Here is a 24,962-nt window from a genome sequence, read left to right on the forward strand (position 1 = left end):
CACAGCTCCACACGCCCCCCCGACGCGCGGCGCTGTGCGTGTTCCGTCAGACCGCCGGGGCGTCGGGTCCGATCCTGCTGCGTACCGCCGTCTGCACCTCGGCCTCCTCGGCCGGGTCCGCGGCGAGCCGTCGCAGTCGCTCGGCGACCCTGATGTCGCCGGTCTCGGCGTGGAGCGCGGCGACCTCGCGGGTGGTCTCTTCACAGTCCCAGAGGCATTCGACGGCGAATCCGGTGGCGAAGGAGGGATCGGTCGCGGCCAGCGCGCGGGCCGCTCGGCCCCGCAGATGCGAGGAGGACGTCTCCCGGTAGACATGGCGCAGTACGGGTGCGGCGCAGGCGATGCCCAGTCTGCCCGTGCCGTCGACGAGGGGCCACAGGCGTGGCGCGTCCGGGCCTTCGCCCCGTACGGCCTCGCGGAGTGCGCCGAGGACCAGTGGGGCGTCCTGGGCCCCGCCCCGGCAGGCGAGCACGCCGGCGGCGGAGGCGCCGAGGGCGTCGGGCCGCCGGGCCCAGCGCCTGGCGCGCTCCACCGCCGCGTCGCCGCACATCCGCTCGAAGGCGGCGACGGCCGCGTCGGCGACGGTGCGCGACGCACTGACCGCGGCGGTCTCGATCAGGTCGAGCACGGCCTGGTCCCTGGTCTCGGCCAGGTGGTGCAGGGCGGCGCAGCGTGCGCCGTCCGGGCCGCTGCGGGCGGCCTCGATGATGGTGGACCGGTCCTCGGGGCCGGCGACGGCGGTGAGGCAGCGGGCGGCCGGGACGTGGAGGACGCTGCCTCGTTCCAGCGCCTGCTGGGCCCAGTCGAAGACGGCCTGGACGCTCCATCCGGGGCGGGGGCCGCCGGGTCGCATCTGTCGCTGCCAGCGGTCGAAGGAGCCCTGCTCGGTGGCGGCCCTGACCCGGGCGCCGACCTCGTCGCGGGGGTCGTCGGCCCAGAGCCGCCAGGGGCGTGGCTCGAAGGCGTCCCGCACGGCGGCGGCCAGCTCGGCGGCACCCTCCTCGGTGGCCGGGAACCGCCCGAGCACGGGTACGGCGAGGGCGCGGAGCCCCGCGTCGTCGTCGCGCAGGGCGAGCTCGTCGAGGGCCCAGGCCCAGTTGGCCCCGGTCGCGGCGTACCGCCGCAGCAGTGCCAGGGCGTCGTCCCGTCCGTACGAGGCGAGGTGACCGAGTACGGCGAGGGCAAGCCCGGTGCGTGAGTCGTCGGTGTCGAGGTGGTCGTCGGGATCGCCCAGGTGGCGCTCGATCTCTTCGATGCCGCCGTCGAGGTCGAGATACAGGCGTGCGTAGTAGAGCGAGCGGTTCTCCACCTGCCAGTCGTGGCGCGGATCGCTCAGGACGCAGTGGTTGAGAGCCGCCAGGGCCTCGGGGCGTGGTGCGGCGAGCGCGTGGAGCGTGCCGTCGCCACGGCCCCTCTGCAGCAGGCCGAGCAGGGTACCGCTCGGCGCTATGAACGGATCAAACATGAAAAAAGCCTCACATCAAGCTGTCGACGCAACCGGGACTGTGCAGTTCCAAGTGCCGGGTGGGGCACTACGCCGCGCAGCAACATGATCGGCCGACCGCCGTCTTCTGCTTGGTGTAGACCATCTTCCTCTGCCTCTCGTCGGTGGCCCGAATCGGGCCCGCGACGTCATGATGACCCAGCCATTTCGCCACCGCGACCACATTTACGACGTACCCGGTCAGCCGGCGCCGAAGAGTTCCAGCAGGTCGGCCTTGCCGAACATGCGTGCAGTGTCCAGCGCGGAGGGCGTTCCGGCCGCCGGGTCGGCCCCCGCGGCGAGCAGCGCCTCGATCACCGCACCCTCACCCTTGAAGACCGCTCCGGCGAGAGGAGTCTGCCCGCGGTCGTTGGCCCGGTCCGGGTCGGCACCCCGGGCGACGAGGGCAGTGACCGCGGCGGCATGGCCGTGGTACGCGGCGAGCATCAGCAGCGAATCGCCCCGGTCGTTGGTGAGGTTCGCGGGGACACCCGCGTCGACGTACGCGGCGAGCGTGTCGGCCTCACCGCGGCGGGCCAGGTCGAAGACCTTGGTCGCCAGCTCGACCACCTCGGGATCGGGGGTTTCGCTCATCGGACGGACCGCCTTCCATTAATCGGTTTCACCACTGTTGACCTGCGGGGGCGTACGCCGTGGGGGCCGCACGAGTGAATCGACAGGGTACTGCTCAACCGCACGCACGACCGGCCCGCCCACCGCGGCGGACCACGCTCGAGGATGGGGGAACAGTGCGCGACACCGAATGTTCCTTCTCCCCAGTGTTCGGCCGACGCCCTTCCCGTGCCCCCTGTCGGCCAAACAAGTGAAAATACCGACTTTTCACTCGAATGCAGCTTTTGTCGTATAGATACTTCCGGTGAACCTGGAAGGACTCATGGTGACTGTCCCCCCAACCAGGAGAACCTCTCATGATCCTGTCCATGTCAGGCGTAGTCATCCTCGGCATCATCGTCTTCCTGTTCTTCAGGAAGGACGGCCTCAAGGCATCGCACGCCGTCGTCACTGCCATGTTCGGCTTCTATCTGGCAGGCACCGCCATCGCACCGAGCATCACCGCGGGCGGCGCGAGTCTCGCCGGCCTCTTGGGCGGGATCAAATTCTGACCCTCCACGACCGCTCCCACCCCTTCAGGAGACCGACGTGGCCCGGCGACCACTCCCCCGCATTCTGAGCAGCGGCACCGCATCGATCACTCGCAGCCGCGAGTTCGCGCGCACGGCCGCCGACAACGCCACGGACGTCCTCCATCCGCTGATCGTGATCACCCGTGGTCTGCGGCTGCTGGCCGGAGCCGGAAGGCAGAAGTGGGCCGCGACGCCCAAGGACAAGCGTGGTCCGGTGCTTTGCTCCGTAGCCGCCTGCATCATGGTGCTCGCGCTCCTCCCCTACGGGTCCGTGCTCGCCCTGGTCACGGTGATGGGCGCCGCCGCGTGGAGGGGGCGGGAGCGGACCCCCGTGAAGACCGGCCCCGCCGAAGCGGAGACCGGGCGGCTGCGGTCTCTGTACGAGGCGCTCGTACCGCACTTCTCCGTGGCCGACGACCCCAGTCCGCTGTTCGCCCACGGCGGCGACTGGGACAAGACCTTCAGCGACTACGAGTTCGACGGCGATGGACGCCTGACGCGTCTTCAGGTGACATACCCCGCCTACTTCACCGACAGCGAGGCCGATTCCCGCGCCCGGATCGAGCAGCTGCTGCACGCCAAGTCGGGCCGCGGCCGCGAGTACCACTTCTCCTGGGACGAGGAGGGCAACCGGCTCGTCATGAGCGTGCTCGAGGCCCTGCCCACCTCGATCGGCGCCCAGCGTTTCGTCACCGCACCGGGCGAGACCGTGCTCGGTTTCACCGACGGCGACGCGGTGCAGCGCACCGTTCCGGTGAGCGACGGCGACGCGACCCGCGACGCGCCTCCCGTCGTCTGGCGGACCGGCGCCCGCTCCACCGAGCCGCATCTGCTGGCCGTCGGGCAGCCCGGCAGCGGCACCACCACGCTGATGCGCTCCATCGCCCTGCAGGCGCTCCAGCACGGCGACATCCTGATCATCGAAGGGAGCGGCACCGGCGAGTACGCCTGCCTGACCGGGCGCGACGGCGTACTGGCCGTCGAGTGCGGCCTGGCCGGCGCGCTCGCGACCCTGGAGTGGGCGGCCCATGAAACGGAACGGCGGCTGATCGCGGCGAACCGGGCCCGGCAGTCCGGCCGCCCCTCCCCCGACGACATCAAGCGCCCGCTCTGGGTGCTGCTGGACCGGCCCGGCGTCCTCGACCACCTGGCGGCCGCCGACGGCAGGCCCGATCCTCAGGAGCTGCTCCAGGTGCCGCTGCGGCACGGCAGGGCGGCCAACGTCACCGTGGTCGTCACCGAACAGTTCGACAGCCTGGACACCCTCGGCGAGACCGTCAGGACCCACACCCGGGCCCGGGTCGTGCTCGGCCACTGCTCCCGCGACCAGGTCGAGTCGGTGCTCGGCACGGAGCCTCACACCACCCCGACGCCGAACGTCCCGCCCGGCCGGGGGTACGCGCGGCTGGGCACCGGTCCCGTGCTGCGGCTCCAGGTTCCGGCCACGCCCGATCCGTACGACGAGGCGACCAGCGAGGCACAGCGGCAGGCGGTCCTCGGCCTGCTCCCCGAACGGCAGGCGCCGGCCGAGGCACCGGTCCCGGCCATGGAGGCCGAGGAGCCCGGACCCGTCGGGGCGAGCGTCCCGGACCCGGTGATGCCGCATCCCCTGACCGCGGCCGTTGCCGTTGCCGTCGAGGGCATGCGGGTCGGCGACTGAAAGGAACGACACACGACGGTGCGGGGCCGGCCGGCCGCGCACCGTCGTGCGGTCAGGCGACGAAGGTGCGTGGCGCCTCCACCCCCGCACCAGCCCCCGAACCCACCAGCTGCGCCGCCGCCGCGAGCCGTACCGCTGCCTCGTCCGCGACCGGCCCCCCGACCGTGAAGGGCAGCCGTACGTACCCCTCGAAGGCGCCGTCGACACCGAACCGGGGACCGGAGGGAACGCGTACACCGACCCGCTCGCCCGCCACCGCCAGCCGGGAGCCCGAGAGGCCGCCGGTACGCACCCAGAGCGTCAGCCCCCCGCGCGGAACGGAGAACTCCCAGTCCGGCAGCTCCCGGCGGAGCGCGGCGACGAGCGAGTCCCGGTTCTCCCGTGCCTGTTCACGCCGGACCTGCACGGCCTGCTCCCAGCCGCCGGTGCGCATCAGCCAGTTGACGGCGAGCTGCTCCAGGACGGGCGTGCCCATGTCGGCGTAGGCGCGGGCGGCCACCAGGCTGCGGATCACATCCGGGGCGGCACGCACCCAGCCGATGCGCATACCGGCCCAGAAGGCCTTGCTCGCCGATCCGACGGTGAGCACGGTGGAGCCCGCCGGATCGAAGGCGCAGACCCGGCGCGGCATCCGCACATCGTGGTCGAGGTGCAGCTCGTTCATGGTCTCGTCGACGACGAGGACCGTACCGGCGGAGCGGGCGGCGTCCACCAGGTCGCGTCGCCGGTCCTCGTCGGCCAGTGCGCCGGTGGGGTTGTGGAAGTCGGCGACGACATAGGCGAGTCGCGGCGCCGCGTCCCGCAGCACCTGCCGCCACCGGTTCATGTCCCAGCCGCCGAGCCCCTCCTCCATCGCCACCGGCACCAGCCGGGCACCCGCCTCCCGCATCAGCTGCAGGATGTTGGCGTAGCTCGGGGACTCCACCGCGATACGTTCGCCGCGGCCCGCGAAGAGGTGGCAGATCGCATCGATCGCGCCCATCGCCCCGGTGGTGACCATGATCTGTTCGGGCATGGTCGGGATGCCGCGCTCGGTGTAGCGGTCGGCGATCATCTGCCGCAGCGCGGGCAGACCGGCCGGGTAGTCGCCATGGGTGTGGGCGTACGGTGCCAGTTCCTCCAGGGCGCCCTGGACCGCCCGGGTCAGCCACGGTTCGGGGGCGGGCAGCGAGGCGCAGCCCAGGTCGATCATCGAACCGAGCGATTCCGGCGGAAGGGGTTCCAGGCCGCGTGCGGGCAGCGGGTTGCCCGCGGGCACGGCCGTCCAGCTGCCGGCACCGCGGCGGGACTCCAGGAACCCCTCGGTCCGCAGCGCCTCGTACGCGGCGGCGACCGTGGTGCGGCTGACGGACAGGGCTAGCGCCAGTTCACGCTCCGCCGGGAGCCGGGCTGCCACCGGCACCCGGCCTTCGAGGACGAGCAGACGGACCCCGTCGGCCAGCGCACGATAGGCGGGCGGCCTGCGGGCGCCCGGTCCGGCGGGCCGGGGCTGTTGGGCCCGGAGCTGCCGGGCGAGCTGTGCCGCACCGACTGCCGAAGTCCACTGCGCCATCGAAATCAGTCCACCTTCCTCGGATTGGCCATAGTTGGCAGCCAATCCCCTGCCACAGAGTGACATGCGGCAGTCCACCACCACCACTCCAGGGGGGCACCTCTTGTCCATCACCCCCGTCCCTCGCGGGGCGCACCTCACTCGAAGGCTGATTCAGCTGTACGTCGGTCTCGCGCTGTACGGAGCGAGTTCGGCGCTCCTGGTCCGAGCCGGTCTCGGCCTCGAACCCTGGGGAGTGCTGCACCAGGGGCTCGCGGAGCGCACCGGGCTGTCCATCGGGGTCGTCTCGATCATCGTCGGCGCCGCCGTCCTGCTCCTGTGGATACCGATCAGGCAGCGTCCGGGGCTCGGCACGGTCTCCAATGTCTTCGCCATCGGCATCGCCATGGACGGCACACTGGCGCTCGTGCCCGACGTGCACGGTCTCGCCGCGGAGATCGCCGTCATGGTGGCGGGGGTGGTGGTCAACGGCGTCGCGACGGGGCTGTACATCGCGGCGCGGTTCGGCCCGGGACCGCGCGACGGACTCATGACCGGTCTGCATCTGCGTACCGGCCGCTCCATCCGGCTGGTCCGCACCCTGATCGAGGTGGCGGTCGTGGCGACCGGCTTCGTGCTCGGCGGCTCACTCGGCGCGGGAACGGTCCTCTACGCCCTGGCCATCGGCCCGCTCGCCCAGTTCTTCCTGCGCTTCTTCGCGATCGACGGCGGGCAGGCCGGGAAGACCAACGCCGAAGCCGCCGAAGAGGCGGCCGTCGTACCCGCGCGGGACAATGGCGACACCACCGTCACCACCCCGACACCGGAGCAGGCGATACTGCCGAAGTGACCTCCGTACGCCACCCCTATCTGGACCATCCCGCGACGATCCCCTTCGCCCACCGAGGCGGCGCCGCCGACGGGATCGAGAACACGACGGCCGCGTTCCGCCGGGCCGCCGACGCCGGATACCGCTACTTCGAGACCGATGTGCACACCACGGCGGACGGCCGTCTGGTGGCCTTCCACGACGCCACTCTGGACCGGGTGACGGACGCCCGGGGCCGGATAGCCGAGTTGCCGTGGAGCGAGGTGCGGCGGGCCAGGGTGGCGGGCCGGGAGCCGCTGCCGCTGTTCGAGGAGCTGCTGGAGACTTTCCCCGAGGCCCGTTGGAACGTCGACATCAAGGCCGGGTCCGCCCTGGTCCCGCTGGTCGACCTGATCCGCCGGACGGATGCCTGGGACCGGGTGTGCGTCGGCTCGTTCTCGGAGAACCGGGTCGCCCGGGCCCACCGCCTCGCGGGGCCCCGGCTCGCCACCTCCTACGGCGTCCGCGGTGTGCTGGGCCTGCGGCTGCGCTCGTACGGCATTCCGGCGGCGCTGCGGGCCGGCGCGGTGTGCGCACAGGTACCGGAGACCCAGAACGGCGTCCGGGTGGTCGACCGCCGCTTCGTGCGCGAGGCGCACGCGCGCGGACTTCAGGTGCACGTCTGGACGGTGAACGAACCCGAGCGGATGGCGGCGCTCCTCGACCTCGGTGTGGATGGCATCATGACCGATCACATCGAGACGCTGCGTACGGTGCTGAGCGAGCGGGGGGCCTGGGCCTGACGCCGGTCGTGCGAGGTCTCCACGGGGAGAGACGAGGGGGAGCGCTTTGAGCGCCGAGACCGCGGACACCGCCGAGCCGACGGAACTCGCGACGGGTTCCGCAGACGCCGCGAGCCGCAGACGGGAACAGCGCGGCTGGTATTTCTACGATTTCGCCTGCTCCGTCTACTCGACCAGTGTCCTGACGGTATTCCTCGGCCCCTATCTGACGTCGGTCGCCAAGGCGACCGCCGACGCCGAGGGTTTCGTGCACCCGCTGGGCATACCGGTGCGCGCCGGGTCGCTCTTCGCCTACGCGGTCTCCGTGTCGGTGGTGGTCGCGGTGATCGTGATGCCGATCGTGGGCGCCGCAGCGGACCGTACAGGGCGGAAGAAGCCGCTGCTCGCGGCCGCCGCCTATGTGGGGGCCGCCGCCACCACCGGCATGTTCTTCCTGGACGGTCACCGTTATCTGCTGGGCGCGTTCCTGCTGATCGTGGCGAACGCCTCGATCTCGGTCTCGATGGTGCTCTACAACGCCTATCTGCCCCAGATCGCCGAACCGGAGGAGCGGGACGCGGTCTCCTCTCGCGGCTGGGCGTTCGGATACACCTCGGGCGCGTTCGTCCTCGTCCTGAACCTGGTGCTGTACACGGGCCACGACTCCTTCGGTCTCTCCGAGTCCGACGCGGTGCGGATCTGTCTCGCGTCGGCCGGCGTCTGGTGGGGCGCCTTCACGCTCGTGCCGCTGCGACGGCTGCGCGACCGGCGGGTGACGCCGGGTGGCGAAGGGGCGGTCGGTTCGGGGTGGCGGCAGTTGATGAACACCCTGCGCGACATGCGCCGCCATCCGCTGACGCTCTCCTTCCTGCTGGCGTACCTCGTCTACAACGACGGCGTGCAGACGGTGATCTCCCAGGCCTCGTTGTACGGCTCCGAGGAACTGGGCCTGGACCAGACGACGCTGATCACGGCCGTGCTGCTGGTGCAGGTGCTCGCGGTGGCCGGAGCGCTCGCCATGGGCCGACTGGCGCGGGTGTACGGCGCCAAGCGCACGATTCTCGGCTCGCTCGTCGTCTGGACGCTGATTCTCGTCGCCGGCTATTTCCTGCCCGCCGACGCGCCGGTCTTCTTCTACATGCTGGCCTCGGCGATCGGCCTGGTGCTCGGCGGCAGCCAGGCGCTTTCGCGCTCGTTGTTCTCCCATCTGGTGCCGCGCGGCAAGGAGGCCGAGTACTTCTCCGCGTACGAGATGAGCGACCGCGGACTGAGCTGGCTGGGACCACTGGTGTTCGGGCTCGCGTATCAGCTGACCGGGAGCTACCGGGATGCGATCATCTCGTTGGTGATCTTCTTCGTGGTCGGTTCCGTACTGCTCGCGAGGGTGCCGATCCGGCGGGCCGTGGCGGCCGCGGGCAATCCCGTGCCCGAACGGATTTAGACGTTGAAGTGAAAGGCCGGTAGTGTACGCCTTTGGCCTGCCCGGAGGACCGTTACTGCGAGTGGAAGAAGTCGAACCGTTGGGTGACAACTTCCGCCAGATGTGACAAACCGGGCATTGGCGGGTACCCCAACCCTGAAGAAGCAGCGGCACGACGGGCGACGCATGACCGGCAACGGGAATCTTTACCGCCGAGCGGACGTTGACCGGATGACGACGACAGCGACACCTGTCCTGTGGGCGACAAGCCCGGGAGGCACGATTCATGAGTGAGCGAGCTCTCCGCGGCACGCGACTCGTGGTTACCAGCTACGAGACGGACCGCGGCATCGATCTGGCCCCGCGCCAGGCGGTGGAGTACGCATGCCAGAACGGACATCGATTTGAGATGCCGTTCTCGGTAGAGGCGGAAATTCCGCCGGAGTGGGAGTGCAAGGCGTGCGGCGCCATGGCACTCCTGGTGGACGGGGATGGCCCCGAGGAGAAGAAGGGCAAGCCTGCGCGTACGCACTGGGACATGCTCATGGAGCGGCGCACACGCGAGGAGCTGGAGGAGGTGCTGGCCGAAAGGCTGGCGGTTCTGCGCTCCGGAGCCATGAACATCGCCGTGCATCCGCGGGACAGCAGGAAGTCTGCCTGACCGCAGGGCACCTCAGCGCGACAGAGCCGCGGGCTGTGACACACCGAGCGTGTGTCACAGCCCGCGGCTCTTTCGCGTCGCGGACCCGGTACCGGGTCCGGCGTCAGGGGGTCAGCGGCGGCCGGGGGCCCTCGTCGGGGCGGGGGCCCGGCTGTGCGCCGTCCTGACGGATGACCTCACCCTGCACGATCTTTCCGTCCGGCCGGTGAATGCGGGCCTGCCGGACGGCGTCGGAGAGGCTGCCGGGGGCCGCGGCGCGCATCCGGCGATCCAGCGACCGCTCCGCGTACCGGCCGAGCGCCGAACGGACCGGCGGCACAAGCAGCAGAAGCCCCGCCACGTCCGAGATCATCCCCGGGATCATCAGCAGCAGCCCGCCGAGCATCAGGAAGCCGTTGCCCTCGTTGCCCGAGGGTGCGGCCTGCGGGGCGGCGGCCGCCCCGGGCTGTCCCGGCATCCGCTGGAGCGTCTCGGTGAGGTTGCGGAAGGCCCGGCGGCCGGCCCGCTTCATCACCACGGCGCCGAACACGATTCCCCCCACCAGGAGGAGCAGTACGGTGAACCCGCCCGCCGCATTCGCCACGACGGTGAGCAGCCAGATCTCCAGCACCGCCCAGGCGGCGACGGCGAGAGGAACGAGGGTACGGGCGCGTGAGCGCCTAGGGGCGGTCGGGGGCGGTGTGCCGGTCGTCATGGTCCCCAGTGTGCCCGTACGGGCATCCAAGCGGCGTAAGGGGGTGATCATGGGCGACGGGCCGGAGCCCGCCGCACACGGCGGATCAGATCGCCTTGCGGCCGAGGGCCCGGTTCGTACGGGCGGTGACGCCCCAGGAGGTGACCCGCCAGAGCGCCTCGACCAGGATGTCGCGGCTCATCTTCGAGTCGCCGATCTCGCGGTCCACGAAGGTGATCGGGACCTCGACGACGTGATATCCGGCGTCGATGGCTCGGCGGGCCAGGTCGACCTGGAAGCAGTAGCCCTGCGAGGCGACCCGTTCGAGGCCGATGCCCTCCAAGGTCTCGGCGCGGAAGGCCCGGTAGCCGCCCGTGACGTCCCTGGTCCGCAGCCCGAGGAGGAGGCGGGAGTACGTACTGCCGCCGCGGGAGATCATTTCCCGGGTCTTGGGCCAGTTGACCACGCGCCCGCCCGGCACCCAGCGGGAGCCGAGCACCAGGTCGGCGCCTTTGAGCGCGGTGAGCAGCCGGGGCAGTTCCTCGGGCTGGTGGGAGCCGTCGGCGTCCATCTCCACGAGCACGCCGTAGCCGTGCTCGATGCCCCAGCGGAAGCCCGCGAGGTAGGCGGCCCCCAGCCCTTCCTTGCCCTTGCGGTGCAACACCTGCACCTGCTCGTCGGCGGAGGCGATCTCGTCGGCGACCTTGCCGGTGCCGTCGGGGCTGTTGTCGTCAGCGATCAGGATGTCGGCTTCCGGCACAGCGGCGCGCACCCGGCTGACGATCGGCTTGATGTTCTCGGCCTCGTTGTAGGTCGGAATGATCACCAAGGTTCTGCCGAGCGGGCCGTACCGCCGCTGACCGCCGTCGTTCACTTACTGCCCCTTAAGTCCGTACGCAGATGCACACCATATCCAGCGGACGGGCGCCGGACGCCGACGCGGTCGGGCGGGAACGGACACCGCCACGGACAGAAGGAGGGAAGTACGGACAGACCCCCTGACGAGAACTTGCGGGAACTGCGAATGGGGGCCCAGCGCCCTTCGGGCCGACCTGGGACCCGCTGGCTGCGGGTCGACCTAGAGCCGTTGTCTACTGAACGTCCGGGCCCCACCCGGGTCGCACCTACCGTCCGGCTGAAACCTTCCCTCGCCCCCGAGGCGCGGGCGCTGAACCTGGCTGTCAGGGGTGGTGCGCCGGTGCGGCACACCACCCCATGACCCAGCGGCGTTCGACGACTGCGTGGAGGTTTAACCGGTCGGACGTCCTGTGGTGGACTCGGCCGAACCTACCGGCCGGTGGGCGCGTTCTGTCAATAGCTGCCTGACCTGCGATGTTCACGGAACTTGCCTGGTCAGTAGCGAAGATCCGCAGGTCGCGGCGGAGCGGGGGGCTCTTCGATCGGCGGTACGAAATGTCCGGACGTCACTCGTTCGGTCGCACGTAGACAGTTTGTCCGAAGACTACAGTGCGCAGGCAGACCGGGAGCGCGGCGCCCGGGGTGAGGTCCGGCAGGCCGGGCGTTCCCGACCTCGGGTCGGTCGACCAGCGGGCGACCCGGTCGTCCGGGGCCTGAACCACCAGGTCATCGGTACGCCAGACCGCGTAGTCGGCCGGGGCACCGGGCACCAGGGTCCCCGCGTCGTCGCGGCCGACGGCCCGCCAGCCGCCCCTGGTGTGGGCGGTGAAACCGGCTCGCACGGAGATCCGGTGTTCGGGCGTGCGGTGGAAGGCGGCGGCCCGTACCGTCCCCCACGGGTCCAGCGGGGTAACCGGGCTGTCCGAGCCGAAGGCCAGGGGCACACCGGCCCGCAGGAGCGCGGCGTACGGGTTGAGGGTCCTGGCCCGCTCGGCGCCGAGCCGCTGCGCGTACATGCCCTCCTCACCGCCCCAGGCCGCGTCGAAGGCGGGCTGGACGGAGGCGGTCAGCCCCAGCTCCGCGAAGCCGGCGACGGTCTCCGGGGTGAGCATCTCGGCGTGCTCGATACGGTGTCGGGCGGCCCGGACCCGGGCCAGGCCGAGCGCCTCGGAGGCGGCCCTGACGCCCTCCACCACGGCGGAGAGCGCGGCATCGCCGATGGCGTGGAAGCCGGCCTGCAGCCCGGCCTCGGTGCAGGCGGTGACATGGGCGGCGATCCGCGCCGCGTCCAGGTGTGCGGCGCCGCTGTGTCCGGCCACGCCGTCCGCGTACGGCTCGTGGAGACAGGCCGTGTGCGAACCGAGGGAGCCGTCGACGAAGAGGTCCCCGGCCGCGCCGACCGCGCCGAGTTCCCGGATGCGACGTGCGTCCTTCTCGTCGGCGACCTGCTCGGCCCAGTAGCCGAAGACCCGCGGTCCGCTCTCCGCCGCGGCGAGCTCGAGCAGCGCGACGAAGTCCTCCTCGTCGGAGATGTCGGGGCCGCCGCACTCGTGGACGGTGCCGATGCCGAGCGACGCGGCGTGGCGCAGTGCGGCGCGCTGCGCGTGGGCGCGCTGTCGCGCCGAGACGGCACCGTGAGCCGCGGAACGCACCGCGTGGTGGGCGGCGCCGGTCAGCGGGGCGTCGGGGTGGTATCCGGTCAGCGCCGTGACGCCCGGGACCAGATCGAGCAGGGCGGTGGTGACGACCGCGGAGTGCACATCGATGCGGGGCAGGTAGACCGGCCGGCCGCCGGCGGCCGCGTCGAGTTCGCCGCGCGCCGGAGGGCGCTGCTCCGGCCAGCGTGCGGCGTCCCAGCCGTGGCCGAGGACGACCCGGTCCGCGGGGTGCGCCGCCACGTACGCGCGCAGCAGACCGAGCGCCTCGTCGAGCGTCCGGGCACCGGAGAGGTCGAGACCGGTGAGTGCCAGGCCGGTCGAGGTGGTGTGGACGTGGGCGTCGGTGAACGCGGGGGTGACAAGCGCACCTTCGAGGTCGATCACTTCGTCGACGCCGCTCGCGAAGGCGTCGGCGGCCCCTTCCGAGCCCACCCAGGCGACATGGCCGCGTTCGACGACCATGGCGGTGGCGAAGGGGTCGGCGGGACTGTGGACGTCTCCACCGCGCAGCAGCACGGTGCGGTGTTCGCTCTGGGGGGCGGTGCTCTCGGTCATGGGACCAGTCTCGCGCCTGCCCCGACCCGCGCGGTCCGCGGCCCCGCTCAGAGCTGCGGAGGCCGGGCCTCGTAAGGCGTGGAGAGGACGACGGTGGTCCGGGTGGAGACACCGGCCAGCGAACGGATCCGGGTGAGCAGGTGCTCCAGCTCCAGCGGGGTCGCGACCCGCACCTTGAGGATGTAGTTCTCGTCACCCGCGACGCTGTGACATGCCTCCAGCTCCGGAACGTCCGCGAGTCGTTCCGCGATGTCGTCCGGCGCGCTCGGGTCGAAGGGTTTCACCGAGATGAACGCGGTGAGCGGCAGGCCGACGGCCTCCGGATCGACGACCGCGGCATAGCCCCGGATCACCCCGCGCTGCTCCAGCCTGCGGACGCGCTGATGAACCGCCGAGGTGGACAGGCCCGTGGCCTTGCCCAGGTCGGTGTAGCTCATCCGCCCGTCCTTGACGAGCAACTCCACGATCTGTCGGTCCAGCTCCTCCATGCGGATCAACCTATTGCCACTGGCACCTCCGGGCACAGCGACAAGGGCTCCGGAAGGGCACCTGCGGCAGGCATGTGACGAATGCCACAGGTTTACGGGCGGGTAGCCACCCCCTTGGCGGTTACGGCGAACGCGCGACGGGAAGTGCTTGCTGTGGTCGAGGCCGTGGCGCCTTGTCGGCCCACCCGAGGGGGGAATTTCCCATGCAGAGCCTGAAGCTCACCGGACGTACCGAACCGGATCCCGTCGATCCCGTCGAGGACACCGCTCCCGACGCGTACGACATGCTCGAGATGTACCGGGTGATCTGCCCGGACTGCGTGCAGCCGATCGCGCTGCTGGCGGACGAGGATGTGCTGCCGGAGCACGCACTGTGCCCGACTCCGTGGAACCCGTTCGTACTGACCGTCTGTGCCGGTACGGGCCGCGCGGCGGCGCAGACGCGGCCCGCCGACGATTCGCTCGACGTCCAGGAGCAGGAGACGGCGCTGCTGCTGACGCTCCCTCAGGGACTCGACTGGAGAATGCAGCCGTTCTCGCACGCCGGCGGTCCGGGCTCGCGCCCGCTGCGGGTGCCGCAGATGCGGCGCGACGCCGCCTGAGGCCCGCGCCGGCCCCGCGCGAGGCCGCCCGGACGCCGTCCGGGCTCGTCCCGCACGACTTGCGCCGCACCACGACGGTCCGGCCGACGTGGTGCCCGCTCCCCCGGGATGCTCTGCCGCCGGGGACCCGGCGAACGGGCTCTCGAATCGGCCGGGCAGTGACCAGGACCCGCCCCGCGCCGTTGGCCAGGCATGACCCTGCTGCATTCAACGGCCGGTCCCGGTCGTCGCCGTCTCGCCGCTCCGACCGCCGAAGAATCGGTTCCGCAGTCCGGTTCACAGCCGGTGCCGCAGCCCGTGCCTCCCCTGTCGACGCCGCGGCCGGTGCCGCACTCCACCGATCCGCCCATCTACCGGGCCCTGCTGCGTCATTGGGAGAGCACCGGACGGACCCTGCCGGGCCGCCACGACCAGGAGTGGAACCGGATCATGGCGACGCCCGTGTGGTCGGAGCGGCCGCTGCGGGTCAGCGCGTCTCGGGACCCGCGAGGTGGCGTGCGATGACCATCCGCTGGATCTGGTTGGTCCCCTCGACGATCTGCAGCACCTTGGCCTCGCGCATCAGCCGCTCGACGGGGAAGTCGAGGGTATAGCCGTAGCCGCCGAGGACCTGGACGGCGTCGATGGTGACCCGCATGGCCGCGTCCGTGCAGAACAGCTTGGCCATGGCCGCCTGGCGCGAGAAGGGCTTGCCCTCGTCGCGGAGCCGGGCCGCCTCCAGGTAGAGCGCCCGGCCCGCCTCGATCTGGGTGGCCATGTCGGCGAGCATGAAGCGCAGGCCCTGGAAGTCGGCGATGGGCCGGCCGAACTGCCGGCGGCCGGTGGCGTAGGCGACGGCCTCGCTCAGGGCGGCCTGGGCGACGCCGATCGCGCAGGCGGCGATGCCGAGGCGTCCGGAGTCGAGTGCGGACAGGGCGATCGCGAAGCCCTGGCCCTCCTCGCCGATCCGGCGCGCGTCGGCGACCCGCACGCCGTCGAAGTTCAGCTGGGCGGTGGGCGACCCCTTCATGCCCATCTTCTTCTCGGGGGCGGCCGCGTTCAGCCCCTCGGCGTCGCCGGGTACCAGGAAGGCCGTGATGCCGCGGGCGCCCTCGGCACCGGTGCGGGCCAGGACCGTGTAGAAGTCGGCGATGCCGCCGTGAGTGATCCACGCCTTGGTGCCGGTGATGACCCAGTCGTCGCCGTCCCGTACGGCCTTCGTACGCAGCGAGGCGGCATCGGAGCCCGAGGCGGGCTCGGAGAGGCAGTAGGCGCCCAGCAGACCCCCTCCGAGCATCGCCGGGAGGTGTTCGGCCTGCTGCTCCTTGGTGCCGAATCCGGCGAGGGCGTGGCAGGCGAGGGAGTGGACGCTGACACCGAGCCCGACGGTGAGCCGGGCGGCCGCGAGTTCTTCGAGGACCTGGAGGTAGACCTCGTACGGCTGGTCGCCGCCACCGTGGGCGGAGTCGTAGGGCAGTCCGAGCAGTCCGGACTCGGAGAGCAGCGTGAAGACTTCACGCGGGAACCGGCCCGCGTCCTCCTCCTCGGCCGCTCTCGGCGCGATCTCTCGCTGCGCGATGTCGCGGACGAGCGCGATGAGCTGCCTGGACTCCTCGGTGGGCAGACGGCGTTCCACCAATTGCGGGGCACGGTCGGACATGACGGCGCTCTCCTCCCTGTCGGGCGTTGCGACGGTCGCGCGCGCGGGGTGTGGACGGCGCCGCCGGGGGACTTCCGGGCGGGCCCGGAAGAGCACTACTGCGCAGCCGGTGCCCGCCTCTCGGATTACGAGAGTTGCTGGCCAGCGGCTGTGGCGGCTTGAGTATGCCCGATCGGACGATATCCGTCACGGGGTGACGGAGCGACTCGGCGGCGAGCGGGACGATTACCGGAATTGGTCCGAACCATTGACCCAACTGGTCTAGTCCATCTACGTTTCCACTCGAACCGGCCTTTCCGCGTTCATGCCAAGTTCACGGACGGCCGGCAGTACGCCCCCACTCGCGAGTTCCCTCCCCCCACGAGGAGACAAGATGTCTGGACCGCATCGTTCCCGCGCCCGTTTCCGGACGCTCGCCGCAGCCGCCTGTACGGCCGCCCTCGGAGCCGCCCTGTTGGGCGTCGCGGGCACCGCGTCGGCCGGCGCGGCCCCCACCACCACGCGGGCCGCGGCCCCCGCAGCCGACGCGGCCGCCCCCACAGCGGCCGGCGACAAGGTGGTCGGGTACTTCACCAACTGGGGTGTCTATCAACGCGATTACCACGTGAAGAACATCGAGACCTCGGGCTCGGCCGACAAGCTCACCCACATCAACTACGCCTTCGGCAACGTCACCGGCGGCAAGTGCGCGGTCGGCGACTCGTACGCCGACTACGAGAAGGCGTACCCGGCCGACCAGTCGGTCGACGGCGTGGCGGACACCTGGGATCAGGACCTGCGTGGCAACTTCAACCAGCTGCGCAAGCTGAAGAAGCTGCACCCGGACCTCAAGGTCATCTGGTCGTTCGGCGGCTGGACCTGGTCCGGTGGCTTCGGTGAGGCGGCGAAGAACCCGGCCTCGTTCGCCGAGTCCTGCTACAGCCTGGTGGAGGACCCCCGTTGGGCCGATGTCTTCGACGGCATCGACATCGACTGGGAGTACCCCAACGCCTGCGGCCTGACCTGCGACACCAGCGGACGTGACGCCTACGGCAACCTGTTGGCGGCGCTGCGCTCCAAGTTCGGCGCCGACAACCTGGTCACCTCGGCGATCTCCGCCGACGGCTCCGACGGCGGCAAGCTCGACGCCGTCGACTACGGCGGCGCGGCGAAGTACGTCGACTGGTACAACCCGATGACGTACGACTTCTTCGGCGCCTGGGACGCGAAGGGGCCGACCGCCCCGCACTCCCCGCTGACCTCCTACGAAGGCATCCCGAAGGAGGGCTTCAACAGCGAAGCGGCCATCAACAAGCTGAAGGGGCAGGGGGTCCCGGCCTCGAAGCTGCTGCTCGGCATCGGCTTCTACGGCCGCGGCTGGACCGGCGTCACCCAGGACGCGCCCGGCGGCACCGCCACCGGAGCGGCCCCCGGCACGTACGAGGCCGGCATCGAGGACTACAAGGTCCTCAAGACCAGCTGCCCGGCCACCGGCACCGTCGCCGGTACGGCATACGCGCACTGCGGCACCAACTGGTGGAGCTACGACACCCCGGCCACCATCGCCACCAAGATGAACTACAAGAACCAGCAGGGGCTGGGCGGCACCTTCTTCTGGGAGCTCAGTGGTGACACCACCAACGGCGAACTGATCAAGGCGATCAACTAGGGTCTTCCGTTTGGATCAGGCCGGATCAGGGAGCGGGGCGGCGGGCCGACTGGCCTTCCGCCCCGTTTCGTCCGGGCCGAGGCGATCCGCGATGGGTCCGACAGGCAGTGGTTCCCGCGGCGTTCCCGCTCCGACGATGACGCGGTGTGCCCGGGGTCGTTTCGGCCATCCGCGCCGCCACACAGCCGCAGTACCTGCGACGAGACCGCCTCTGACGCGCCTGATTCAGGACGCTCCCGGCCCCCGTATGCACTTGGCTCGCGCGATGAGGAGGGCGGTGTCGTCGTGGTCGTCATGGTGGCGCAGGGCGTGCAGGAGCAGGTCGCAGGTCGCTTCCAGGGGCCGGTCCGGTCGGCCGAGGAGGCCGAGGAGAGTGTTCAGGCGTGCGTCGATGGGCTGGTCGCGGGTTTCGACCAGCCCATCGGTGTACAGGACGAGCTTGTCACCGGGGTCCAGGTCAATGCGCGTGGTGTGGAAGGGAACCCCGCCGACGCCGAGGGGCGCGCCGGTGGGCAGGTCGAGCAGTTCGGGGGCGCGGCCGGGACGTACCAGGGCGGGGGGCAGGTGTCCGGCGAGGGCGATGCGGCAGTACGCGCGGTGCGGGTCGTAGACGACGTACACGCAGGTGGCGATGGCCTGATCGAGGCCGGTGGAACTGCGGTCCAGGTGGTGCAGGACCAGGCTGGGGTCGAGGTCGAGGTCGGCGAGCGCCCGGGTGGCGCTGCTCAGTTGTCCCATGGTGGCAGCGGCGGTGATGCCGCTGCCCATGACGTCGCCGACGACCAGGGCGGTCTTGTCGCCGGGAAGAGGGATGACGTCGAACCAGTCGCCGCCGACCTCGCGGGCGGCCTCCGCCGGCTGGTAGCGGTAGGCGATCTCCAGGCCCGGCCGGTGCGGCGGGTGCTGGGGCAACAGGCTGCGCTGGAGAGTGAGAGCGGCGTCGCGTTCCCGCTGGTACCAGCGGGCGTTGTCGATCGACACGGCGGCCCGGACGGCCAGCTCGCTGGCCAGGATGAGGTCGTCGTCGTCGAACGGAAGCGGGTTGCGGAAGCGTTTGAGGTCCAGGGCGCCGAGGACTTCGCCGCGCGCGATGAGCGGCACCGCAAGGTAGGAGTGGAGGCCGGCGCGGGCCAGGACGGTGGCGGCTTCGGGGCAGCGGGCGATCCGCCGCATATCTCCGCCGTCCACGTGGGAGACGAGGATCGGGTCGCCGGTGGCGACGCACTGGGTGACCAGACGGTCGGCGCCGTAGTCGGCGATGTCGCCGGTGGGGTCGACGGCGTGGACGGCTTCGGTGGGGCAGGCCGCCTTGACGGCGAGCGCCCGGAACCGGACGTGCCCCTGCGGCGGGGACGGTGGGGTGCTGCGGCTGTTCAGGGCGGCGTCGAGGATGTCGACCGTGGCGACGTCGGCCAGGTCGGGCACGACGATATCGGCGAGCTCGTGGGCGGTCCGGTGGAGATCGAGGGTGGTGCCGATGAGTACGGAGGCGTCCGCGAGGAGGGCGAGGCGCCGGCGCGCGTGGTGCGCCTCGGCGGCCATGCGGTGCCGGTCGGTGACGTCCACGATGGACCCGGCCACTCCCAGCACCTTGCCGCCCGGGTCCTCCAGCCGGTAGTACGAAGCCGACCAGGCACGCTCGTGATCCGGATCGGCGGGGGTGCGTCCGACGATCTCCAGGTCCAGGATCGGGACGCCGGTGTCCAGGACCTGGCGCATCGAGGAATCGATGGCTTCGATGTCCAGGAACGGCAGGACATCCTGGGTGCGCCGGCCGATGAGCTCGTCGGCGGACAGGCCGTTCATGCGTTCCAGCGCCGGGTTGACCGCGGCGTACCGCAGTTCGGTGTCCATGACCACCAAGCCGATCGGGGACTGCGACACGAGTCCCGTGGACAGGGCCAGATCCCGTTCGACCCGCCGCAACGTGGTCTGGTCGGAAGCCAGCCCCAGGGCGTACAGGCCCTTCCGGTCATCCATCAGCCGCACATTGCGGAACTCCACCAGCTTCGTGCCGCCGTCCCTGCGCCGAATGGGAAAGACCCCGGCCCAGCTGCCACTGCCCCCCATGACCTGCGCGAACAGGTCGATGACCTGCTCCAGGTGCTCTTCGTGGACCAGGAGCCGGCCCGCGAACCGGCCCAGGGCCTCGTCAGGCGTGTATCCGAAGAGCTCTTCGGCCTGTGGGCTCCACAGCACGATCCGCCCGTCCGCATCGAGGACGACGGCGGCAACGCCCAGCACATCGAGCAGCCCGCCCGGCGCGGACGAAGCAGACCCTGCCGGGCCGGGCCCCGCCCGGGATGGTTCGGAGGCGCTCATCCCGGCACTCCCTTCCGCCCACCGCGGCGGCTCGATGTCCCGACTCGGGCCCACGCTGCCGTTTCCTGCGTGCCCCCGGAGCTCTCTCCATCGTCTCTCCGCACCCGTCGCCCCCGCATCCCCCGGACCGATCGTCCACGGCACGGTAGGGGCCGACGCACGGCGGGGGCGCGCCGCGAGTTCGCCGCCGCAGTCGGGACACCTGTTCTGCACGACGTCCCAGCAGGACAGGCCGAACATGCCCTCGTACGAGCAGATGCGGGCGGGCGAATCCTGCGGCGGCACCGTGCTCTCACATCGTTCGCAGCGGTCGCGACCCGCGACACGAATGGACCACCGTGACCTCGACGAGCGGCGTGTCCATGCACGAGGTGTCCCCCGGCTCGGGCACCGCTCGGTCGAGGTCACGGTGGACCGGTACAGCCATCTCGCCCAGGACGGCCCGGAACGCTGCCGTCAGGTCATCGAGGCGGCCGTGGCGCCGCGCCTGTTCACATCAGGCCGAGTGACTCCAGGGCCCGGCGCTGACCCGGTGCCGGCGCGGCGGGCCAGTAGACGTAGCAGACACCGCCCGTACCGCTTCTGACCCTGCCGTTCGCGTCGTAGCGCTTGGTGCGGAGCCAGATCGTCTCCCACTCCTTGCGCTTGTAGACGCGGCGCACGGCCTCGTTGTTCGGCGAGGCCGGGTCGTTCGCGATCACGTCGCCGTCCGCGGTGAACCCGATCACGGTCATCAGGTGGCCCGAGGTCCCGTATCCCGCGCCGGTCAGCTCCTCCTTGAGGAAGGACTGCGATGTTATGACCGGGATGCCCGCCCGGATCAGCGTCTCCAGGTCCGTCAGCGAGCCGAGCCGGGTCACGACCGCGCTCATGTGGTCGTACGTCGCGGCGTACGCGGCGTTGAACGGCCAGTTGCCGCAGCCCTCGTACTGGTAGTCGTAGGTGAACCGGGCCGCATGGCAGACCTGCGGGTCGGCCAGGCCCGGCTTGACCCAGGCGAGCTCCTCGGCGGTGGGCCTGCGTCCCCAGTACTCGATGATCATCTGCGAGGAGGTGGGGCTGCACCAGGCCTCGCCGCCGTTGTCGTACTCCGGGTACTGCCCCGCGTGGACGTTCTGCGAGTAGCGCGGCACCGGAAGTTCCCGGGCGAGGCCGGGGGTGCTGGCGGGCACGGTGAAGCGGTCCGGGATGTCCGACGCCATCGCGCCGAGCCGCCAGACGGTGGGCGTGAGGCGGGTGCCCGGGGTGCGGTACAGCGTGAGCCGCAGCCGGTACGCCACCAGCCGCAGTCCGCTCGCCGCGTCGTCCACCGAGAAGGTGTCGGTCCAGATGGAGCTCTTGCCGTCGGTCTGGTCGTCGACGGACGTCCGGCGGATGTCGCCGTCGCCCGCGGCCCAGCGGCCCATCACGTACCAGGGTGTCGCGGTGGCGTCCGAATAGCGGCCCTGGAGCTCGATCTGGATCCAGGTGCCCGCCGGGGCGTCGGCGTTCCAGGAGGCGATCACCTCGGTGGCCGGGACGTCGGACCGGTGCACCGGCGAGGTCCAGGTGGCGTACTCCCAGGTGGCGGTCCGGCCGGTGTGCGGATCGGTGTAGTCGGTGCACCCCTCGGCGCGGCCGATCACCAGACCGGGCCGACGGCCCGCGACGGCGCGCGTCCCGGCACCGAAACCGCAGCGCCAGTCGGTGTACGTGTGCCAGGAATGGTTGTCCACGAGGGAGGCGGCCGCCGAGGGAGTGGTTGCCGGGGAGGCGGACAGCGGGGCAGCGGCGGCGGTTGCGGCGTCGGCGGACGACACCGTGCCGACGGTGGCCGCTGCCACGAGCGCGGTGGTCAGCACGGTTCTGCGCGAGGTCGGTCTGTTCATGGGCGAGACCCCCGGTCGTAAGCGGAATGGGGTTGCAAGTGCACGACAGTGGGCCAACTATCGCGGGTAGTGGCCGGATTCGGCCAGCGATTCGACTTGCGTCAAGAAACCAATATTGGTCTGGTCCACTGGCGTGACCTGCGAGTGCTTCGGATCGGCTCGTAGGCTGGGCGCATGAACGACCTCTCGCTCCTCGCCGCGCGGCTGCACACCCTGGCGCCGTCCTGCGGACCGGTGCGGCTGATCGCCGTCGACGGCCATGCGGGATCGGGGAAGAGCACCTTCGCTTCCCGCCTCGCGGCCGCACTCGACGACGCCCCCGTGCTGCACCTGGACGATCTGGCCACCCATGAGTCCTTCTTCACCTGGGTGGACCGGCTGCGGGAGCAGGTGCTCGGGCCGCTGTCGCACGGTGAGCGCGCGCGCTACGCGCCGTACGACTGGACCGCGCGGACGTTCGCGGCACCGCGCAGCCTGGAGCCCGCGCCGGTCGTCCTGGTCGAGGGAGTCGGGGCGGGCCGCCGTGCACTGCGGCCGTACCTGGCGCGGCTGTTGTGGATGGATCTCGCCGCCGCGGAATCCTGGGAGCGGGGCCGCCGCCGGGACGGGCCGGCACTTTCAGCCTTCTGGGACGGATGGACGGCGGCCGAGGCGGAACACTTCTCGGCCGATCCCTCGCGCCCCCACGCGGACGCTCTCGTACGGCAGTTGCCCATGGGGTACGAGTGGCTGGAGGGGCCTGACGCGCCAGCAGGAGCCAACCATTCCGTCACGGAACGTGAGCACGTTGCGCCGCCGAGCTGAGTGGTGAGAATTCGCCCGGGAAGTACCTCAACTCTGCTTGACCCGAGGGCGGTACAGGTCTTACGTTCTCAATGTGCGGCTTTTCGGAGCCCTCGCAGACACGAAGCCCCCGGTTGTTCCCCCGTGATCGGGGGCTTCGTTCTGCCTTCGCACTCCCTTTCCCTCGTCGGTTCGGCGGATTCCGCCTACCCTCGGTAACGGTCTCCCTTCTGCCTGCGTCGCTCTTAGTCGCGCACTCCCTGCGCAGGTACGATGCCTCTCGGTGCGGTCAATTCCCGTCCGTGGCACAGTGATTCAGCACGCCTCGGCGGGCAGGTCGTGCGGCGGGACATCCTGGGGGCACGGTTTGTGGGGGACCAGATGGACATCGGCACGCAGGGCGCACAGGCCCCGGCCGACCTCGCCTGGCTGCGCGGCGTGGACGCCTACACCATGGGCGCCTACCCGCAGGCCGAAGAGGAGTTCAGGGCCGCGGTACGGATCGATCCCGGCATGGCGGACGGCTGGCTCGGCCTCCATGCGCTGAGGGTCGACACGACGACGGCGCTGCTGCGCATGTACCGCCATCGCGAACGCTTCGGCGAGCAGCGCACCCGCCATCGACGCACGCTCAACTCCTGGTACTGGCTGGGCTGGTGGGTGCAACCGGTGCTGGAAAGCCCGCGCGATCTGCTTCTCGCGCACGCCTCGCACTGGCTGGACGGGCGCCATGTCCCCGAGCTGGACCGCGCGCTGGCCGGCCTGCCGCCGGTGGACGCGGACCCGCAGGTCCGCTTCCTGCACGCCTGCCGCTCCTATCTCGTCAAGGACTGGGAGCAGCTCGTCCGCAACACCGAGCGGTTGATCGACGATCCGCTGCTCGGCATCGAGGCGGGGCTGTTCGGCGGGATGGCGCGGGTGCGGCTGGAGATGTACGGACAGGCCGAGCCGCTGCTCTCCACCGCGCTGATGCGCTGCCGCAGCGAACAGCCGCAGCGCAAGGAGCTGCGCTACTGGCTGGCCCGCGCGCACGAGGGCACCGGACGCAGCGCGGCCGCCCTGCCGCTCTACCGGGCGGTGCACCGGATCGACCCGGCGTTCATGGACACCTCGGCCCGGCTCGCCGCGATCGCGGACTACGACGGTCTCGAGGGCACCGACGAGGCCGCCGGTCTCACGGCCGTCTCCCTGGCCGGGCTGGGTGCGGACGCCGTGGCGGAGGCGCAGCCGGACGGGGACGCGCTGCTCGGCACCGATCTGGTGGACGGCCGGGAGCTGCGACCGGGCGGCGAGGCCCCGGGGCTCGTGGGCCTCGGGGGGCCGCCGCCGTCCGACGGTGCGCGCCGGAAGACCGCGGTGCCCGGCCGGCCGCCGTCCCCCTTTCCGGCCGGTCCCAGCGATCCGGTGCTGCTCGCCGAGGCGCTGGCGCAGCTGGAGCGGATGGTCGGTCTGGAGCCCGTCAAGCGCCAGGTCAAGGCGTTGTCCGCGCAGTTGAACATGGCGCGGTTGCGGGCCGGTCAGGGGCTGCCCGTGCAGCCGCCGAAACGCCATTTCGTCTTCTCGGGCCCTTCCGGGACCGGCAAGACCACGGTGGCCCGCATCCTGGGCCGAGTCTTTTACGCCCTCGGTCTGCTCGGCGGCGACCATCTCGTCGAGGCCCAACGGGCAGATCTGGTGGGCGAGTTCCTCGGCCAGACCGCAGTCAAGGCCAATGAGCTGATCGACTCGGCGCTCGGTGGGGTGCTGTTCGTCGACGAGGCGTACAGCCTCTCCAACACCGGCTACAGCAAGGGCGACGCGTACGGCGACGAGGCGCTCCAGGTCCTCCTCAAGCGCGCGGAGGACAACCGGAACCACCTCGTCGTCATCCTCGCGGGCTATCCGGAAGGCATGGACCGGCTGCTGGCCACCAATCCGGGGCTCTCCTCCCGCTTCACCACCCGGGTGGACTTCCCGAGCTACCGCCCGCTGGAGCTCACCTCGATCGGTGAGGTGCTCGCAGCGGAGAACGGCGACGCGTGGGACGAGGAGTCCCTGGAGGAGCTGCGCTCCATCAGCGGTCATGTCGTCGACCAGGGCTGGATCGACGAGCTGGGCAACGGGCGGTTCCTGCGCACCCTGTACGAGAAGAGCTGCGCCTACCGCGATCTGCGGCTCTCCGGTTACGCGGCTCTGCCGAGCCGGGACGATCTGGCCACGCTGCGGCTGCCGGATCTGATGCAGGCGTACGGCGAGGTGCTGTCCGGCCGGGGGCCGGTGGACCGGGGGCCACAGGAACCGCCGGCGTTGTGAGAGGGGTCGGGGATGCCCGGCAGCCGTTGTCCTCGGCCGCCGGACGGGCTGGAAACCGAGAGTCGGCCCGTCCGGCGGTCGGGACT

Annotated in this window: 20 protein-coding genes and 1 pseudogene; 10 read left to right on the forward strand and 11 right to left on the reverse strand. The window is 71.1% G+C overall.

Going from position 1 to position 24,962, the window contains the following annotated elements; genetic code table 11:
- Nucleotides 1–46: 46 nt before the first annotated feature.
- Nucleotides 47–1,465 carry a HEAT repeat domain-containing protein gene (locus ACZ7L9_RS33420; RefSeq protein WP_471421218.1) on the reverse strand — a complete coding sequence of 473 codons (1,419 nt, stop codon included), beginning with the start codon at nt 1,463–1,465 and terminating at the stop codon, nt 47–49.
- 219 nt (nt 1,466–1,684) lie between these two features.
- Nucleotides 1,685–2,077: an ankyrin repeat domain-containing protein gene (locus tag ACZ7L9_RS33425; protein ID WP_471421220.1), complete on the reverse strand. Its 393-nt coding sequence runs from the start codon at nt 2,075–2,077 to the stop codon at nt 1,685–1,687.
- A gap of 335 nt (nt 2,078–2,412) precedes the next feature.
- Between ACZ7L9_RS33425 and ACZ7L9_RS33430 the strand changes: the two genes are divergently transcribed.
- Both ACZ7L9_RS33430 and ACZ7L9_RS33435 read left to right on the forward strand, forming a co-directional pair.
- Nucleotides 2,413–2,607, forward strand: a complete 195-nt coding sequence (locus ACZ7L9_RS33430; protein ID WP_037696696.1) for a hypothetical protein — start codon at nt 2,413–2,415, stop codon at nt 2,605–2,607.
- A gap of 37 nt (nt 2,608–2,644) precedes the next feature.
- Nucleotides 2,645–4,288 carry a hypothetical protein gene (locus ACZ7L9_RS33435; protein ID WP_471421222.1) on the forward strand — a complete coding sequence of 548 codons (1,644 nt, stop codon included), beginning with the start codon at nt 2,645–2,647 and terminating at the stop codon, nt 4,286–4,288.
- Between the two features lie 52 nt (nt 4,289–4,340).
- On the opposite strand, the gene ACZ7L9_RS33440 is transcribed toward ACZ7L9_RS33435, so the two are convergent.
- Complete coding sequence (locus ACZ7L9_RS33440; RefSeq protein ID WP_471421224.1) at nt 4,341–5,840, reverse strand: SCO1417 family PLP biosynthesis transcription factor; 1,500 nt, start codon at nt 5,838–5,840, stop codon at nt 4,341–4,343.
- Between the two features lie 103 nt (nt 5,841–5,943).
- Here ACZ7L9_RS33440 and yczE point away from each other — a divergent pair, with 103 nt between their 5' ends.
- The 4 genes from yczE (at nt 5,944) to ACZ7L9_RS33460 (ending at nt 9,490) form a co-directional block, all read left to right on the forward strand.
- A complete protein-coding gene (yczE, locus tag ACZ7L9_RS33445) occupies nt 5,944–6,669 on the forward strand; it encodes a membrane protein YczE (RefSeq protein ID WP_471421226.1) in 726 nt (241 codons plus the stop codon).
- On the forward strand, nt 6,666–7,430 hold the full coding sequence (locus ACZ7L9_RS33450) for a glycerophosphodiester phosphodiesterase (protein WP_471421228.1): 765 nt from the start codon (nt 6,666–6,668) through the stop codon (nt 7,428–7,430). The genes yczE and ACZ7L9_RS33450 overlap by 4 nt, the downstream gene beginning before the upstream one ends.
- A gap of 46 nt (nt 7,431–7,476) precedes the next feature.
- Nucleotides 7,477–8,850, forward strand: coding sequence for an MFS transporter (locus ACZ7L9_RS33455; protein WP_471421230.1), 1,374 nt, complete (start codon nt 7,477–7,479; stop codon nt 8,848–8,850).
- Between the two features lie 265 nt (nt 8,851–9,115).
- Complete coding sequence (locus ACZ7L9_RS33460) at nt 9,116–9,490, forward strand: RNA polymerase-binding protein RbpA (RefSeq protein WP_007262928.1); 375 nt, start codon at nt 9,116–9,118, stop codon at nt 9,488–9,490.
- A gap of 103 nt (nt 9,491–9,593) precedes the next feature.
- Here the strand turns inward: ACZ7L9_RS33460 and fxsA are convergent, their stop codons facing one another.
- The 4 genes from fxsA to ACZ7L9_RS33480 form a co-directional block, all read right to left on the reverse strand.
- Entirely contained in the window at nt 9,594–10,184 is a 591-nt protein-coding gene (gene fxsA / locus ACZ7L9_RS33465) for an FxsA family membrane protein (protein WP_471421231.1), read from the reverse strand.
- Between the two features lie 85 nt (nt 10,185–10,269).
- Nucleotides 10,270–11,037: a polyprenol monophosphomannose synthase gene (locus ACZ7L9_RS33470; RefSeq protein ID WP_471421233.1), complete on the reverse strand. Its 768-nt coding sequence runs from the start codon at nt 11,035–11,037 to the stop codon at nt 10,270–10,272.
- A gap of 550 nt (nt 11,038–11,587) precedes the next feature.
- Nucleotides 11,588–13,234, reverse strand: a complete 1,647-nt coding sequence (locus ACZ7L9_RS33475; RefSeq protein ID WP_471421235.1) for an amidohydrolase — start codon at nt 13,232–13,234, stop codon at nt 11,588–11,590.
- A gap of 47 nt (nt 13,235–13,281) precedes the next feature.
- Entirely contained in the window at nt 13,282–13,722 is a 441-nt protein-coding gene (locus tag ACZ7L9_RS33480; protein WP_384762697.1) for an Lrp/AsnC family transcriptional regulator, read from the reverse strand.
- Between the two features lie 203 nt (nt 13,723–13,925).
- On the opposite strand from ACZ7L9_RS33480, the gene ACZ7L9_RS33485 reads away from it, so the two are divergent.
- On the forward strand, nt 13,926–14,324 hold the full coding sequence (locus tag ACZ7L9_RS33485; RefSeq protein WP_471421237.1) for a hypothetical protein: 399 nt from the start codon (nt 13,926–13,928) through the stop codon (nt 14,322–14,324).
- 466 nt (nt 14,325–14,790) lie between these two features.
- Here the strand turns inward: ACZ7L9_RS33485 and ACZ7L9_RS33490 are convergent, their stop codons facing one another.
- Nucleotides 14,791–15,963 (reverse strand): acyl-CoA dehydrogenase family protein, encoded by a 1,173-nt coding sequence (locus tag ACZ7L9_RS33490; RefSeq protein WP_471421239.1) that lies wholly within the window; start codon nt 15,961–15,963, stop codon nt 14,791–14,793.
- A 373-nt stretch (nt 15,964–16,336) separates the two neighbouring features.
- On the opposite strand from ACZ7L9_RS33490, the gene ACZ7L9_RS33495 reads away from it, so the two are divergent.
- Nucleotides 16,337–17,611, forward strand: coding sequence for a glycoside hydrolase family 18 protein (locus ACZ7L9_RS33495; RefSeq protein WP_471421241.1), 1,275 nt, complete (start codon nt 16,337–16,339; stop codon nt 17,609–17,611).
- 225 nt (nt 17,612–17,836) lie between these two features.
- On the opposite strand, the gene ACZ7L9_RS33500 is transcribed toward ACZ7L9_RS33495, so the two are convergent.
- The 3 genes and pseudogenes from ACZ7L9_RS33500 to ACZ7L9_RS33510 all read right to left on the reverse strand — a co-directional run bounded on the left by ACZ7L9_RS33500 (nt 17,837) and on the right by ACZ7L9_RS33510 (nt 21,801).
- On the reverse strand, nt 17,837–19,933 hold the full coding sequence (locus ACZ7L9_RS33500; protein ID WP_471421280.1) for a SpoIIE family protein phosphatase: 2,097 nt from the start codon (nt 19,931–19,933) through the stop codon (nt 17,837–17,839).
- 171 nt (nt 19,934–20,104) lie between these two features.
- Nucleotides 20,105–20,341: pseudogene (locus ACZ7L9_RS33505) on the reverse strand (DUF1272 domain-containing protein); the annotation flags it as partial.
- Nucleotides 20,342–20,424: 83 nt separating this feature from the next.
- Nucleotides 20,425–21,801, reverse strand: a complete 1,377-nt coding sequence (locus tag ACZ7L9_RS33510) for a peptidase C39 family protein (RefSeq protein WP_471421243.1) — start codon at nt 21,799–21,801, stop codon at nt 20,425–20,427.
- A gap of 174 nt (nt 21,802–21,975) precedes the next feature.
- Here ACZ7L9_RS33510 and ACZ7L9_RS33515 point away from each other — a divergent pair, with 174 nt between their 5' ends.
- Nucleotides 21,976–22,605: a uridine kinase family protein gene (locus ACZ7L9_RS33515; protein ID WP_471421245.1), complete on the forward strand. Its 630-nt coding sequence runs from the start codon at nt 21,976–21,978 to the stop codon at nt 22,603–22,605.
- A 360-nt stretch (nt 22,606–22,965) separates the two neighbouring features.
- Nucleotides 22,966–24,876, forward strand: a complete 1,911-nt coding sequence (locus ACZ7L9_RS33520; RefSeq protein ID WP_471421246.1) for an AAA family ATPase — start codon at nt 22,966–22,968, stop codon at nt 24,874–24,876.
- Nucleotides 24,877–24,962 lie beyond the last annotated feature (86 nt).

It is taken from the genome of Streptomyces sp. NPDC111516, from assembly GCF_055635345.1.

Bases quoted from the DNA above. Each gene is read 5' to 3' on its own strand.
- ACZ7L9_RS33475 (WP_471421235.1), bottom strand. From the start codon at position 13,234: ATGACCGAGAGCACCGCCCCCCAGAGCGAACACCGCACCGTGCTGCTG.
- ACZ7L9_RS33520 (WP_471421246.1), top strand. From the start codon at position 22,966: ATGGACATCGGCACGCAGGGCGCACAGGCCCCGGCCGACCTCGCCTGG.
- ACZ7L9_RS33485 (WP_471421237.1), top strand. From the start codon at position 13,926: ATGCAGAGCCTGAAGCTCACCGGACGTACCGAACCGGATCCCGTCGAT.
- ACZ7L9_RS33490 (WP_471421239.1), bottom strand. From the start codon at position 15,963: ATGTCCGACCGTGCCCCGCAATTGGTGGAACGCCGTCTGCCCACCGAG.
- ACZ7L9_RS33500 (WP_471421280.1), bottom strand. From the start codon at position 19,933: ATGAGCGCCTCCGAACCATCCCGGGCGGGGCCCGGCCCGGCAGGGTCT.
- ACZ7L9_RS33440 (WP_471421224.1), bottom strand. From the start codon at position 5,840: ATGGCGCAGTGGACTTCGGCAGTCGGTGCGGCACAGCTCGCCCGGCAG.
- ACZ7L9_RS33495 (WP_471421241.1), top strand. From the start codon at position 16,337: ATGTCTGGACCGCATCGTTCCCGCGCCCGTTTCCGGACGCTCGCCGCA.
- ACZ7L9_RS33510 (WP_471421243.1), bottom strand. From the start codon at position 21,801: ATGAACAGACCGACCTCGCGCAGAACCGTGCTGACCACCGCGCTCGTG.
- ACZ7L9_RS33480 (WP_384762697.1), bottom strand. From the start codon at position 13,722: ATGGAGGAGCTGGACCGACAGATCGTGGAGTTGCTCGTCAAGGACGGG.
- ACZ7L9_RS33425 (WP_471421220.1), bottom strand. From the start codon at position 2,077: ATGAGCGAAACCCCCGATCCCGAGGTGGTCGAGCTGGCGACCAAGGTC.
- ACZ7L9_RS33420 (WP_471421218.1), bottom strand. From the start codon at position 1,465: ATGTTTGATCCGTTCATAGCGCCGAGCGGTACCCTGCTCGGCCTGCTG.
- ACZ7L9_RS33515 (WP_471421245.1), top strand. From the start codon at position 21,976: ATGAACGACCTCTCGCTCCTCGCCGCGCGGCTGCACACCCTGGCGCCG.
- fxsA (WP_471421231.1), bottom strand. From the start codon at position 10,184: ATGACGACCGGCACACCGCCCCCGACCGCCCCTAGGCGCTCACGCGCC.
- ACZ7L9_RS33430 (WP_037696696.1), top strand. From the start codon at position 2,413: ATGATCCTGTCCATGTCAGGCGTAGTCATCCTCGGCATCATCGTCTTC.
- ACZ7L9_RS33460 (WP_007262928.1), top strand. From the start codon at position 9,116: ATGAGTGAGCGAGCTCTCCGCGGCACGCGACTCGTGGTTACCAGCTAC.